Raw genomic sequence first — 13,380 nt, 5'->3', positions numbered from 1 at the left:
GTAGTGACATCACACAGTAGACGCACTGGAGCGTGGACTATTCCCACGATTCGTGCGCGTGCAGCACGTATTTTCGCAATCGCGGAATAACCCGTCTTACACGGCGTCTCACTGCATCGACCACTCACCGCATCGACCACCGGAGCCAGCCATGACGTTGCCACCTCCCTCGCCCCCACGCGCGCGCAGCCCTGTGCTGCCGCTGCTGGGCATTGCCGCCATTGCCGGCGGCGTTGCCATCGCATTCGCCTGGACGGCGGGCTGGATCGGCGGCGACCGGCTCACCGCCGCGCGCATGACCGACACCATCGAATCCAGCGGGCCGCCGCATCCGGGCTTTCGCCGCGCGCATACCAAGGGCGTGTGCGTGAGCGGGCAGTTCCAGTCCAGCGGCAAGGCCACCTGGGTGTCGTCGGCGCGCATCTTCAGCCAGGCCAGCACGCCGGTGCTGGGGCGCATGTCCATCGGCGGCGGCGACCCGCACGGCGCCGACGGTGCCGCGCGCGTACGCAGCATGGCGCTGCTGTTGCGCAGCGACGACGGGCAGGAATGGCGTACGGCGATGAACAGCTTTCCGTTCTTCGTGGTGGCCACCCCGGCCGGTTTCCAGGCCTTGAACGTGGCCTCCAAACCCGACCCGGCCACCGGCAAGCCGGACCCGGAAAAACTGGCGGCGTTCGGCAAGCAGTATCCGGAAGCGGCCAAGTTCCAGCAGTGGGCCAAGACCGCGCCATGGTCGGACAGCTGGGCCAACACGCAGTACAACGGCGTCAACGCCTTCCGTGCGATTGCCGCCGATGGACGCGAACGCTACATCCGCTGGTCGATGCGCCCGCATACGCCGTTCAAGGAATTGAGCGCCGAGCAACGCAAGCAGGCCGATGGCGATTTTCTCGCCACCGATCTGGACACGCGGCTGGCGCAGGGGCCGTTGCGCTGGGACATGGTGCTGACCATCGCCGAACCCGGCGATGCGGTGGACGACCCATCGCAGCCATGGCCGGCCAGCCGCAAGCAGATCGTGGCCGGAACGCTGTCGATCGATCATGCGCAGCCGCAGGCCACTGGCCCCTGCCGCGATCTGAATTACGACCCGCTGATCCTGCCCAAGGGCCTTGCTGCGTCCAAGGACCCGATCCTGGCAGCGCGCTCGTCGGTGTATTCGCAGTCGTTCAATCGCCGCGAGCGCGAAATCGCCAACGGCACAGGCAGCGCCGCCACCGGCCAGGGAGCACGTCAATGAGCCGTCCGACGCATTTCAATCTTCCCGCGCGCGTGCTGCATTGGCTGATGGCCGCGATGATCCTGACCATGCTGTTCGTTGGCGTCGGCATGGTCGCCTCGGTGACGCAACGGCCGTGGTTGATCGATCTGCATCGTCCACTGGGTATCGCGATTCTGGTCCTGGCGGTGCTGCGCCTGATCAATCGTCTTCGCCATCGCCCGCCGGCATTGCCTGCGGATTTGCCTGCCTGGCAGAAGGCCGCGGCGATCGCCTCGCATTGGCTGTTGTACGCGTTGATGCTGGGCATGCCGCTGATCGGCTGGGCGATGCTGTCGGCCGGTGGCTACCCGATCGTGCTATGGCCAGGCGCCAACCTGCCGCCGATCGCCCCGCATGATCCGGCGCTGTATGCCTGGCTGCGCAGCGCACATGGCTGGCTGGCGTATCTGTTGTTCGCCACCGTGCTGGCGCATCTGAGCGCAGCGCTGTTTCATGCCTGGGTGCGCCGGGACGGCGTGTTTTCCATCATGGCGCGTGGGGAGCGGTCGGCGCGTTGATGGGGTGGAGCTGGGATGGATAACGTGTTGTGCAGAGTGATTTCGCTGCGCGGATGCACCCTCCACCACGCACCCTTTTCAATAGGAGGGGAGCTTGTCCCTTCTCCCGCCGGGACATTGCCCTTCTTTATGGGAGAAAGTGCCCCGCAGGGGCGGATGAGGGGACGGGCGAAGCCTCGCAATGCTCCCTTCCATGTGGCTGCGCTCCGTACCTTCACCCCGGCCCCTCTCCCGCCGCGAGAGGGGCTAGTGCTTAACGCTGGCGTTTTGTTTTGGCCGCTGGCGCAGATGCTTCGATGCCCTTGCCAGTCGCCGCCCAATAGATGCCACCGTACAGGTGATCGAGGTAGCGCGGATCGTTGTACGCCTCGGCCAGATGACCCAACGCAGTGGCGAAGACGCGGCCGCCTTCGAAGTGGTGATACCACGCGACCGGGTGCTGTTTGCCCATGCCCCTGGCGACCTGGCCTGGCCAGATCAGGGTGGGGTCGTAGCTGCTTTCGTCGACGGTGAGCAGCGTGACCAGGTCATCGCTGTACGGTGGATCGTATTCGTACCACTCGTCGCTCCACACCCAGCGCTTGGGCAGGCCGGCCGTGGCCGGGAAATTGGCATCGACCACATCCACCATCGCCGTTTGCATGTATGGATGGGTGCGGAACGAGCGGCCGATCATGTGGTCGTACCATTCCCAGTCACCGCGCTTGATCGCAAAGGCCTTGTGCACGGCGACCACGCCACCGCCATTGCGCACGTAGTTTTGAAAGTTGGCCCGCTGCGCCGGGTCCAGATCGGTCGCCGGCGTATTGAGCAACACGATGGCCGCGTATTGCGACAGATCGCCTTCGAACGCCTTGGCATTCCATGCCCACACCATCTCGACATAATGCTTGCGCGCCATCGCCTCGAATTGCGGCTTGGCCACAGGGATATAGTCGTGGTGATACTGGTTAGGAATGGCTGCCACCAGTATCTTGAATTGCTCGGCCGATGCGTTGAAAGCGCACATCAACAGCAGGCCCGACAGCCACAGAGATTTCATGCATTGCTCGCCGTGTTTTCCAATGCTGCGCAGTGTACCTGCGTGCAAATCGCATGCCTTCGCACGCGTTTGGAATAGCTGCCGGATGGGTGGGTGATGCGTGTGATGCCATGCCTTCGTCGCGCGATCGCGTCGATCAAGCGCTGCTCAAGCGCTGCTCAAGCGCTGCTCAAGCGCATGCAGTCTCACCTATCGCAAACTCCAGCTGACCGCACACGCCAGGCATCGACTGACGGCGTTACAACCAGCCCTTCTGCCGCGCCAACCGATACGCCTCGATGCGATTGGCCACGCCCAGTTTGCCGATACATTCGGACAGGTAGTTGCGCACGGTGCCATGCGAGAGCTGCAGCTGCTGCGCGATCTCGCTGGCCGAGCGGCCTTCGCCGGCCAGGCGCAGCACGGTGCGCTCGCGCTCGCTCAGGGGGTCCGCTTCCACCCAGGCATCGATGGCCAGCTGCGGGTCGATCACCCGCCCGCCGCGCTGCACCTGGCGCACGGCACTGACCAGTTGTTCGGCCGGCGCGTCCTTGAGCAGATAACCCGACACGCCGGCATCCAGCGCGCGCCGCAAGAACCCGGGACGCGCAAAGGTGGTGACGATCATGACCCGCACCGGCAGCGCCTGGCGCTGGATGCGCTGAGCCAGTTCCAGGCCGCTGAGCCCGGGCATTTCGATATCGGTGATCAGCACGTCCGGCTGCAGACGTTGCAGCTCGCGCCAAGCGGTTTCGCCATCGCCCGCACTGCCAACCACCTCGATGTCATCCTCCAGCCCGAGCAGGGCCACCAGCGCGCCGCGCAGCAGGGCCTGGTCTTCGGCCAATAACACCCGGATCATCGCTCGCGCTCGCCTCTGTGCAACGGTTGCGCACGATAACAGCGCGGGCCGGCGACGTGCAGCGGTCGGGCCGGTGAGCGCTCAGCGCGGTTGCGGCACCAAGGGCAGCGGCAACGGTGGGTGCGCCGCATCCGGCATGGGGTGCGGCAACGGCACGCTGGCGCGCAGGCGCATGCCGCGGGGCAGCGCATCCACGTCCAATGCGCCACCCAGGGCCTGCAGGCGCGCACGCATGCCATCCAGGCCATTGCCGGGCACGATCACCCCGCCGCGCCCATCATCGGTGATCTCCAGCACCGCCCGGCCGTCCTGCGCGCGCAGGCTGACCCGGACCCGTCTGGCCTGGGCGTGGCGTTGCACATTGGTGGCCGCCTCGCGCACCACCAGCGCCAACGCGGTTTCATGTTCGGGTGGCAGAGGCAACGCGTCCAGCATGTGTTCCAGCACGATGCCGTCCATGTCCAGCAGCACCTTTGCCGAGGCCAGCTCGGCCACCAGCCCGGCGGCGCGGATGCCGGTAACAGCACGGCGCACCTGCGTCAGCGCGTCACGCGAGATCTGCGCCACGGCGTCGATTTCGTTGCGTGCCGCCTGCGGGTCGCGTTCGATCAGGCGCGCGGCCAGATCCGACTTGAGTGCGACAAGCGACAGGGTGTGACCCAGCAGGTCGTGCAGATCGCGACCGATGCGTTCGCGCTCGGCGGTGGCCGCCAGCCGGCGCACTTCGTCCTGCGACAGGCGCAGCAATGCGTCCTTGCGTTCATTGATGCTGTACACCGCCATCACCACGGACATGACCAGCACCGACACTGGAAACCACGCTAACCCCTGCCAGGCCATTCCGAGCCAGCGCGCCCAGGCCAGGTACAACGCGTTCATCAGCAGCAGGATGGCGAAATGCCGCCACAGCGCATGTCGCGTGGACGGGCGCAGGCTCAGGCAGGCAAACACGAAGTAGCTGATGCCCGAGGCGTACACCGGCAGCAGCGCCGCACTGAGCATGCCCATCGCCCACGCATAGCGGTACAGCGTACCGCGCGGTGCCAGCAACATGCGCGCGTACAGCAGCAGAAACGATGGATACGACAGCGCCGTGCACAACAGCCAGGTCGCATCGTAACCGCGCGAGGAGAACACCGGCACCACGAACACCCAGGCCGACCACAGCAGGTGCACGCAGTCCATCCATGGCGACTGGCCCTGCGCCAGGCGCGCGGCCACTTGCGAATCTGGAGCCGGCCGCAGCCAGGCCGGGAGCGTCAGAGGCATCGGGATGGATCCGGAGAAGTGAGTGGATTCTGCCATTGCCGCGCTCGCCTGGGCGTGCCGCAATGCATTGCGGAATGGATCAGCAACCTCAAGCATTGCCACCAGGTGCAATGACCGTCGTGATGCGCCGCACCTGGGCAGCACATGCGGTGGGGATGGCACATACGCAGGTACCGGCTTGATCGATAGGCAAGCGTGCGCGCCTGCAGGTAGGCCGCACAGTCGCACCTGTCATGGCGTGCAGGTGACAGCTGTCACTGGTGAGTGCCGTCGCCAGATTGCATGCTGCAGCGCAATCGCAGCAGCCCGGCAGATCCTACCGTTTGTCGCCGCCTTGCAGGTGGTGACTTCCGGCAGCTTGCGGCGCGCCTTGCAGGCAGTCACATTCTGCGCAGCCTTCTGTCCTGGTTCTCGATGAACACCTCCGCCGATCTGCTCAAACAACTCCGCATCGACCGCCAGCGTCCTGCCACGCCGCCACCGGCGCGCCGCGCCGGCTGGATCATCGCCGCCATCGTCATCGTCATCGCGCTGGCCGCTGCCGCGTGGTGGTTCACCCGCACTCCGGTGGCCAAGGTGCAGACCGCACCAGTGGTGGCGATCAGCGCCGGCAGCAGCAGCGCCTCGGTGCTGGATGCCTCCGGCTACGTGGTGGCGCGGCGCATGGCCACGGTGTCGGCGCAGGTGACCGGCAAGGTGCGCGAGGTGATGATCGAAGAAGGCATGCGGGTGGAACAGGGCCAGGTGATGGCCACGCTGGACCCGCTGGACGCCGACGCGCAGCGTACGCTGTCGGCCTCGCAGCTGTCGGCCGCGCGCAGCCAGGTCGACAACATGCAGGCGCAGCTGGCCGTGGCCAATGCCGATGCCGCGCGACTGCAATCGCTGGTCGGCGCGCAGCTGGTATCGCGCTCGCAGTACGAACAGGCCACCGCGCAGCGCGACGCACTGCGTGCACAGTTGCAGAACGCGCAACGCAATGTGCAGGTGGCCTCCGATCAGCTGGCCATTGCCGGCATCCGCTCGGACTTCAATGTGGTGCGCGCTCCCTTCGCCGGCGTGGTCACCGCCAAGGCCGCGCAGCCGGGCGAGATCGTGTCGCCGCTCTCGGCCGGTGGCGGTTTCACCCGCACCGGCATCGGCACCATCGTGGACATGGAATCGCTGGAAATCGAAGTGGAGGTCGGCGAGTCCTACATCGGCCGCGTGCAGCCGAAGATGCCGGTGGAGGCGGTGCTCAACGCGTATCCGGAGTGGAAGATCCCCGGTGAGGTGATCGCCATCATCCCCACGGCCGACCGTGGCAAGGCCACGGTGAAGGTGCGGGTGGCACTCAAGGTCAAGGATGCGCGCATCGTGCCGGAGATGGGCGTGCGGGTGAGCTTTCTGGAGCAGGCCAGGCCACAGGAGGCGGCCAAGCCGCAAGGCGTGCGCGTGCCCGCTGCGGCGTTGGTCGAACGCGGCACGCGCACCGTGGCCTTCGTGGTGGGCGAGCGCAATACCGTCAGCGAGCGCGCCGTCACGACCGGCATGCGCATGGGCGAAGACCGCCAGGTGCTGTCGGGACTGGCTGCCGGCGACAGCGTGGTGGTGAATCCGCCACAGGCGCTGAAGGATGGCGACACCGTGGCCGAGGCCGAGGCGGACGCTGCGCAGTGATGGCCAAGGCGGTGCAGTGCGCTGCGGTGTCGGGTCGCGCGCTTGCGTGGCAGGCATGTCATCGCTACGGGCTGCATCGGCTGTTCCAAGCGGAAACGAAACATTGTCGTCAGTGCATTTCAAACCGCTGTCTGAAGGAGTCGCTGCGCGCTGTTGAGCGCGACGCCGCCGCGATGGACCACGGAGGTTCCGCGCGACGGTTGCACAGCGGGTTGGTGCATCTGGCTACCCGTCACACGCTGCAACACGCCATTGCTTGATCGCTTCACCGTCGTCGCTGCGGCGCGTGCCTCCGCACCGCCCGCATGCACTCGCCGTCGCCGTCGCCGTGCCGTACCGCTCTCTCATCCATTGCGTCACCAGGAGTCGCCATGACCGCTCTCGTCAGCTTGCGCAACATCACCAAGACCTACCAACGCGGCCCCGAGCAGGTGCAGGTGCTGCACGGCATCGATCTGGAGATCGCCAGCGGCGATTTCGTGGCATTGATGGGTCCGTCTGGCTCGGGCAAGACCACCTTGCTCAACCTGATCGGCGGACTGGATACCCCCAGCGGCGGCGAGATCGAGATCGAAGGCGAGCGCATCGACCGCATGAGCGGCGGCCAGCTCGCCACCTGGCGCAGCCACCACGTCGGGTTCGTGTTCCAGTTCTACAACCTGATGCCGATGCTCACCGCGCAAAAGAACGTGGAGCTGCCATTGCTGCTCACCTCGCTCAATGCGGCGCAACGCAAGCGCAACGCCGAGATCGCCTTGACCCTGGTCGGCCTGCAGGAACGCCGCAACCACAAGCCCAGCGAATTGTCCGGCGGCCAGCAGCAACGCGTGGCCATTGCACGCGCCATCGTGTCCGACCCGACCTTCCTGATCTGCGACGAGCCCACCGGCGACCTGGACCGCCACAACGCCGAAGAGATCCTGCGTTTGTTGCAGGAACTCAATCGCGAACATGGCAAGACCATCGTCATGGTCACCCATGACCCCAAGGCCGCCGAATACGCCACCCACACCATCCATCTGGACAAGGGCGAGCTGGCCGATGCGCCGCTCGTACTCTGAAGGAACGCTGCCATGAAGTATCTGTCATTGGTGTGGGCGCAGTTGTTCCGCAGCAAGACGCGCACCTTGCTGACGCTGTTGTCGGTGGTGGCGGCCTTCCTGCTGTTCGGCATGCTCGATTCGGTGCGGGTGGCGTTTACCTCCGGCGGCAGCGTCAGCGGGGTCAACCGGCTGGTAGTGGCCTCGCGCCTGTCCATCACCCAATCGCTGCCGATCCGCCTGGAAGCGCAGGTGCGTAGCGTGCCTGGCGTGCGCGATGTGACCTCGGCGATGTGGTTTGGCGGCATCTACCGTGACCCGAAGAATTTCTTCCCCAATTTTTCGGTGGCGCCCAACTTCTTCGACGTCTACAGCGAATACGCGTTGCCCAAGGATCAGCTCAAGGCATTCCAGACCACGCGCACCGGCGCGGTGGTCGGCGAAGCCCTGGCCAAGGAGCATGGCTGGAAGATCGGCGACACCATCCCGTTGCAGGCCACCATCTTTCCGCGTAGCGGTAGCAACGACTGGCCGCTGCAGCTGGTCGGCATCTTTCGCATGAAGGACCGCACCGTGGCGGCCAATCAGGAACGCCAGTTGATGATGAACTGGAAATACTTCGACGAATCCAACGACTACATCAAGAACCAGGTGAGCTGGCTGACGGTGACCTTGAGCAACCCCGACCAGGCCTCGCGCGTGGCGCAGGCCATCGATGCGTTGTCGGCCAACTCCGATCACGAAACCAAGTCGCAAACCGAATCGGCGTTTCAGCAGGCCTTCGTCAAGCAGTTCGCCGATATCGGCCTGATCGTCACCTCGATCATGGCCGCGGTGTTCTTCACCTTGCTGCTGCTCACCGGCAACACCATGGCCCAGGCGGTGCGCGAGCGCATCCCGGAGCTGGCCACGCTCAAGACGCTGGGCTTCCAGGACCGCACGGTGCTGAGCCTGGTGATGATCGAGTCGGTGTTGTTGATCGGCCTGGGCGGGCTGATCGGCATGGGCCTGGCGGCACTGGTGATTCCGGCGGTGTCCGCGCGCAGCGGCGGGCTGATGCCCACGCAGAGCGTACCGCTGCAGACCTGGCTGGTTGGCTTGGCCCTGATGGTCGGCATCGGCCTGGTGGTGGGTGTGCTGCCGGCGTTACGCGCGCAGCGCTTGAAGATCGTCGATGCCCTCGCCGGCCGCTGACAGGAGCATGCACATGCAACGCAAATGGAAAGATCGTGGCGTCACTGTGGTGTCCGTGGTGCTGCTGGCGCTCGGCCTGGGGCTGTGGATCGCGCTGCCGTGGATCTGGCTGGCGCCGGTCGCGGTGCTGCTGGCGGTGTGGCTGGTCGCCACCCGCAGTGGCCGCCTGTCGCTGGCCGCTGCACGCATCGGCATCGCCAGCCTGCCGCAACGCTGGGGTTCCACCTCGGTGATCGTGGTCGGCATTGCCGGTGTGGTCGGTGTATTGGTGGCAATGCTGGCGATGGGCCAGGGCTTCCAGGCTACGCTCAATAGCACCGGCGACGACACCACCGCCATTGTCCTGCGCGGCGGCTCGCAGGCCGAGACCAACTCGGTGATCACCCGCGACCTGGTGCCGCTGATCGGCAGCCTGCCGGGCATTGCCACCGATGCCAACGGGCGCCCGATGGTTTCGCCGGAGTTGTCGCAGGTGGTCAACGTCGCCTCCCGCTCCGATGGCACCGACGTCAACGCGCAGCTGCGCGGGGTGGGCGAACAGGCCTGGGCGGTGCACCCCAAGGTCAGGATCGTGCAGGGCCGCCGCTTCAACACCGGCCTGCGCGAGATCGTGGTCGGCAAGGGCGCGTTGAATCAGTTCCGCGGGCTGGAGCTGGGCAAGACGCTCACCCTGGGCAGCCAGCAATGGACGGTGGTCGGTGTCTTCGCCTCCGGCGATGCGCACGATTCGGAGCTGTGGACCGATGCGCAGACGCTGGCCACCACCTACAACCGCCGTGCGTACCAGTCGATCACCGCGCGCACCAGCGGCAAGGCCGGCTTCGAGCAGTTCAAGACGGCAATGGCCGCCGACCCGCGGCTCAAGCTGGATGTGGAAACCACCCGCGCCTACTACGGCAAACAGGGCGGCGGCTTGAACAGGTTGATCAGCATCCTGGGCACGGTGATCGGCGCGATCATGGCGGTGGGCGCGGTGTTTGGCGCGCTCAACACGATGTATGCGGCAGTGGCCACGCGTGCGCGCGAGATCGCCACCATGCGCGCCATCGGCTTTCGCGGCACGCCGGTGATCATGGCGCTGATGCTGGAAACCATGCTGCTGGCACTGCTGGGCGGGCTGCTGGGCGGGCTGATCGCCTGGGCGGTGTTCAACGGCTACACCGTCTCCACGCTGGGCAACAACTTCAGCCAGGTGGTGTTCCAGTTCAAGGTCTCGCCGGAGCTGCTGTGGAGCGGGCTGAAATGGGCGCTGGGCATCGGGCTGGTGGGTGGGCTGTTCCCGGCACTGCGCGCGGCGCGGTTGCCGATCACCACGGCATTGCGTGAGGTGTAGGCGGGCCGTTGGCCCACCCGGGAATGGGGAATCGGGAGTGGGGAATGGTAACAGCCAAAGCAGAGTAAGCGCGTCGCTGCAGCTGAATGTATTGCAGGCTGTCATGGTTTTGTCACCGCAGCGCGGTAGCTGCGCGGGCCGGCAGGCCGTAGCCTGCCCGGCCGTTGCATCCATCGATCTTCGCCATGACGCGCCTGATTCTGCTGGCCTGCGCCTGCCTGTGGCTGGCCGGCTGTTCCTCGTCCTCCACCTCGCTCAGCGAGCGCCTGGTCGCGCCCGGTGGCGTGTCGCCGTTGCTGGATGAAGAACGCATCGCCGCCACCATCGCCACGGTGCCCAACCGCAGCGGCCATGTGGTGACCCGCGATCAGGTACCGATCTTCTGGCGGGCGATCGATCCCGGCCAGTACGCCATGCAGTACCGCTACCTCGGCCAGCGCAACGACCCGGCGCATGCGCTGGACGTGGACTTCGGCTTCACCGTGCCCACCACGCCGCCGCCGGCGCCGCGTGGCACCGTGGTGCTGCTGCATGGCTGGATGATGGATGGCGATTCGCTGCTGCCGTGGTCGCTGCAGCTGGCCCAGGCCGGCTACCGGGTGGTCACCATCGACCTGCGCAACCACGGCCATTCCGGCGGCGGGCCGTCCGGTTACGGCACGCGCGAATCCGATGACGTGATCGATGTACTCGATGCGCTACAACCGCGCGGCGAAATTGCCGGGCCGCTGTATCTGTTCGGCATTTCCTATGGCGCGGCCACCGCACTGTTCACGGCCGACAAGCTCGGCCCGCGCGTGGCCGGCGTGGTGGCGATGGAATCGTTCGCCAATGCCGGCCGCGGCATCCGCGACATGGTGCCGCATCTGCTCGCCAGCCAGCCGCACGGGTGGCGCGGGCAGGCGGTGGCTGCCTATGCGCGCTGGCGTTATGCCGACCAGAATATCGACGCGGTGATCGCCGCCGCCGATACGCAACTCAAGCTGGACCTGGACCATGTCGATGTCGCGCACGCCCTGGCCGACACGCGCAGCTGCGTGCTGCTGTTGCATGGCGATGCCGATCAGCACATTCCGGTGGCGCATGGCCGCACATTGGCGTTGGCCAGTGCGCGTGCGCATTACGTCGAGCTTCCCGGCGAAAACCATCTGAGCCTGCCGCTACGGCTGGACCTGCTCGGCGGGCCGATCGATCACTGGCTGGCGCAGGTGCAACGCGACCCCGGCCATTGCCCTGCACCGCCGGCGCTGCCCGCTTCCACGCTGGCAGTGACCAGCCCATTGGCAATGCCGCGCAGTTGATCGCGGCCAGCGCGGCGCGCCGATGCGAGGCCGTCGCGCTGATCAAGGCCACACGCACTGCCTGCAGTGCGGCGCTTGCTCAGCGCGTGACCACCGGCTGCCGCGAACGCACCACGCTGTCGCCGACGAACAGCAGCAAGCCCAGCCAGATCGCCGCAAACCCGATCGCACGCCCCTGGTCGAACGGCTCATGGAAGAACCACACGCCCAGCAACAGCTGCAGGCTCGGCCCGATGTATTGCAGGATGCCCACCAGCGACAGCGGGATCCGCCGCACGCCGTACGCAAACCCGATCAGCGGGACCGCCGTCACCACGCCACCGAAGATCAGCAGCAGGTCGGTTCGCAGGTCCCAGCCGCTGAAGAACGCGCCGCCATGGCCCTGCTCGCCCCATGCGGCAAGCAGCAGTGCCGGCACGAACAGGTACACGCTCTCCACACCCAGCCCGGCCACCGGGTCCACCGACACCAGCTTGCGCAGCAACCCGTAGAGGCCGAACGAGATCGCCAGCCCCAGCGCAATCCACGGCGGTGCACCGGCATCGATGGTCAGCCACAGCACGCCTGCGGCAGCGCACGCCACCGCCAGCCACTGGATGCCACGCAGGCGCTCTTTCAGCACCAGCACGCCCAGCAACACGCTCAGCAATGGATTGATGAAGTAGCCCAGGCTGGCTTCGATCACATGCCCGGCATTGATGGCCCAGATATACAGGCCCCAATTGAAGGCAATCGCCACGCTGCTGGCGGCCAGCATCCACAGCGCGCGCGGCTGCGCAGCAATCGTGCGCCACCAATGCAGCCCCGAGGTCGCCACCAGCCACGCAACGACCAGCACTGCGCTCCACACGATGCGGTGCGCAATGATCTGCAGCGACGGCACCACCTTGAGCAGGTGCCAATACAGTGGCACCAGTCCCCAGATCACGAAGCTCGCGGCGGTCATCAACAGACCGCGCCGCGCCTCCACCGCCGACACCGGCACGGCCGCGCTCATCGGCGCGCCTTGGCCAGGGTGACCACCAGCACGCCGGCCAGGATCACCGCCATCGCGCCGATGTCGTGGGCGGTGAAACGCTCGTGCCCCAGCCACGCGCCCAATGCCACCGCAATCACCGGATTGACGTAGGCATAGCTGCCGGCCAGTGCCGGGCGCACGTGATGCAGCAGCCAGACATAGGCGGTGAATGCCACGATCGAGCCGAACACGCACAGGTACGCCACCGCCATAAGCCCCTGCGGAGTGGGCCAGGCCTGCGGCCGCTCGCCGATCAACAGGCCGGTGCTCACCAGCAACACGCCGCCGCACAGCATCTGCCCGGCGGCGGTCATGAACGGCGATGGCAGGTCGCGGCCACGCGACCACACCGAGCCGAATGCCCAGCCGATCGGCGCGATCAGCAGCAACACCAGCCCGCCCGGCGTTGCGGTCAGGCTGCTGCCGGCGTTGAGCCACACCACGCCCAGGAATCCGATCACGATGCCCAACCATTCGCCGCCGCTGGCATGCTGCCCGCGCAGGGCGCCGAACAAGGCCATCCACAACGGCACCGAGGCCACTGCAGTGGCGGCCAGGCCGGAGGACACGCTGCGCTCGGCCAGCACCACCATGCCGTTGCCCAACAGCAACAGCGCCGCGCCCATCAAGGCCACGTTTTTCCATTGCGCGCGCGTGGGCGCCGCCACGCCGCGCCAGCGCAGCACGCCGTAGAGCACGCTGCCGGCGACGATGAAGCGCGCGCCGGACACCATCGTCAACGGCTGCGCACCGCCTTCCAGCGCGAAGCGGATCGCCAGATAGGTCGAGCCCCAGACCACATACACCAGCAACAACGCGAGAACGACCAGCCCGCTGCGCGCGGGTGCGGCAGCGTCGTGAGAGGAAGACATCGGACCTGCCAACTGCAGCGGAAGCTTCA

At 66.5% G+C, this 13,380-nt stretch carries 12 protein-coding genes; 7 read left to right on the top strand and 5 right to left on the bottom strand.

Annotated elements, in window-relative coordinates; genetic code table 11:
- The first annotated feature begins 151 nt into the window (after positions 1–151).
- Together XnspCFBP7698_RS18065 and XnspCFBP7698_RS18060 are read left to right on the top strand one after the other, a co-directional pair.
- Complete coding sequence (locus XnspCFBP7698_RS18065; RefSeq protein ID WP_047692811.1) at positions 152–1,243, top strand: catalase family peroxidase; 1,092 nt, start codon at positions 152–154, stop codon at positions 1,241–1,243.
- The gene (locus tag XnspCFBP7698_RS18060) at positions 1,240–1,782 is read left to right on the top strand and encodes a cytochrome b (RefSeq protein WP_123137645.1); all 543 of its coding nucleotides are present in this window, start codon (positions 1,240–1,242) and stop codon (positions 1,780–1,782) included. The genes XnspCFBP7698_RS18065 and XnspCFBP7698_RS18060 overlap by 4 nt, the downstream gene beginning before the upstream one ends.
- A 253-nt stretch (positions 1,783–2,035) precedes the next feature.
- Here the strand turns inward: XnspCFBP7698_RS18060 and XnspCFBP7698_RS18055 are convergent, their stop codons facing one another.
- The 3 genes from XnspCFBP7698_RS18055 to XnspCFBP7698_RS18045 form a co-directional block, all read right to left on the bottom strand.
- Entirely contained in the window at positions 2,036–2,824 is a 789-nt protein-coding gene (locus tag XnspCFBP7698_RS18055) for a ThuA domain-containing protein (RefSeq protein ID WP_104581200.1), read from the bottom strand.
- A 238-nt stretch (positions 2,825–3,062) separates the two neighbouring features.
- Positions 3,063–3,665 carry a response regulator transcription factor gene (locus XnspCFBP7698_RS18050; RefSeq protein WP_047692816.1) on the bottom strand — a complete coding sequence of 201 codons (603 nt, stop codon included), beginning with the start codon at positions 3,663–3,665 and terminating at the stop codon, positions 3,063–3,065.
- A gap of 81 nt (positions 3,666–3,746) precedes the next feature.
- On the bottom strand, positions 3,747–4,934 hold the full coding sequence (locus XnspCFBP7698_RS18045) for a sensor histidine kinase (protein ID WP_104581201.1): 1,188 nt from the start codon (positions 4,932–4,934) through the stop codon (positions 3,747–3,749).
- Positions 4,935–5,348: 414 nt separating this feature from the next.
- Here XnspCFBP7698_RS18045 and XnspCFBP7698_RS18040 point away from each other — a divergent pair, with 414 nt between their 5' ends.
- The 5 genes from XnspCFBP7698_RS18040 to XnspCFBP7698_RS18020 all read left to right on the top strand — a co-directional run bounded on the left by XnspCFBP7698_RS18040 (position 5,349) and on the right by XnspCFBP7698_RS18020 (position 11,461).
- The gene (locus tag XnspCFBP7698_RS18040) at positions 5,349–6,593 is read left to right on the top strand and encodes an efflux RND transporter periplasmic adaptor subunit (RefSeq protein WP_199680228.1); all 1,245 of its coding nucleotides are present in this window, start codon (positions 5,349–5,351) and stop codon (positions 6,591–6,593) included.
- A gap of 371 nt (positions 6,594–6,964) precedes the next feature.
- Positions 6,965–7,654, top strand: coding sequence for an ABC transporter ATP-binding protein (locus tag XnspCFBP7698_RS18035; protein ID WP_039404566.1), 690 nt, complete (start codon positions 6,965–6,967; stop codon positions 7,652–7,654).
- A 12-nt stretch (positions 7,655–7,666) separates the two neighbouring features.
- A complete protein-coding gene (locus XnspCFBP7698_RS18030) occupies positions 7,667–8,827 on the top strand; it encodes an ABC transporter permease (protein WP_047692823.1) in 1,161 nt (386 codons plus the stop codon).
- Between the two features lie 7 nt (positions 8,828–8,834).
- On the top strand, positions 8,835–10,160 hold the full coding sequence (locus XnspCFBP7698_RS18025) for an ABC transporter permease (RefSeq protein ID WP_162183169.1): 1,326 nt from the start codon (positions 8,835–8,837) through the stop codon (positions 10,158–10,160).
- 185 nt (positions 10,161–10,345) lie between these two features.
- Entirely contained in the window at positions 10,346–11,461 is a 1,116-nt protein-coding gene (locus XnspCFBP7698_RS18020; protein ID WP_104581202.1) for an alpha/beta fold hydrolase, read from the top strand.
- A gap of 79 nt (positions 11,462–11,540) precedes the next feature.
- Here the strand turns inward: XnspCFBP7698_RS18020 and rarD are convergent, their stop codons facing one another.
- Together rarD and yedA are read right to left on the bottom strand one after the other, a co-directional pair.
- A complete protein-coding gene (gene rarD, locus XnspCFBP7698_RS18015; RefSeq protein ID WP_047692824.1) occupies positions 11,541–12,458 on the bottom strand; it encodes an EamA family transporter RarD in 918 nt (305 codons plus the stop codon).
- Positions 12,455–13,351, bottom strand: coding sequence for a drug/metabolite exporter YedA (gene yedA, locus XnspCFBP7698_RS18010; RefSeq protein WP_104581254.1), 897 nt, complete (start codon positions 13,349–13,351; stop codon positions 12,455–12,457). Before yedA ends, rarD begins: the two co-directional genes overlap by 4 nt.
- Between the last annotated feature and the right edge of the window lie 29 nt (positions 13,352–13,380).

Origin of the sequence: Xanthomonas sp. CFBP 7698, assembly GCF_003600855.1 — a bacterium.
Taxonomy (GTDB): Bacteria; Pseudomonadota; Gammaproteobacteria; order Xanthomonadales; family Xanthomonadaceae; genus Xanthomonas; species Xanthomonas cannabis.
Note: the sequence above shows the minus strand (reverse complement) of the source record. Positions and strands in the feature narration are given on the sequence as shown.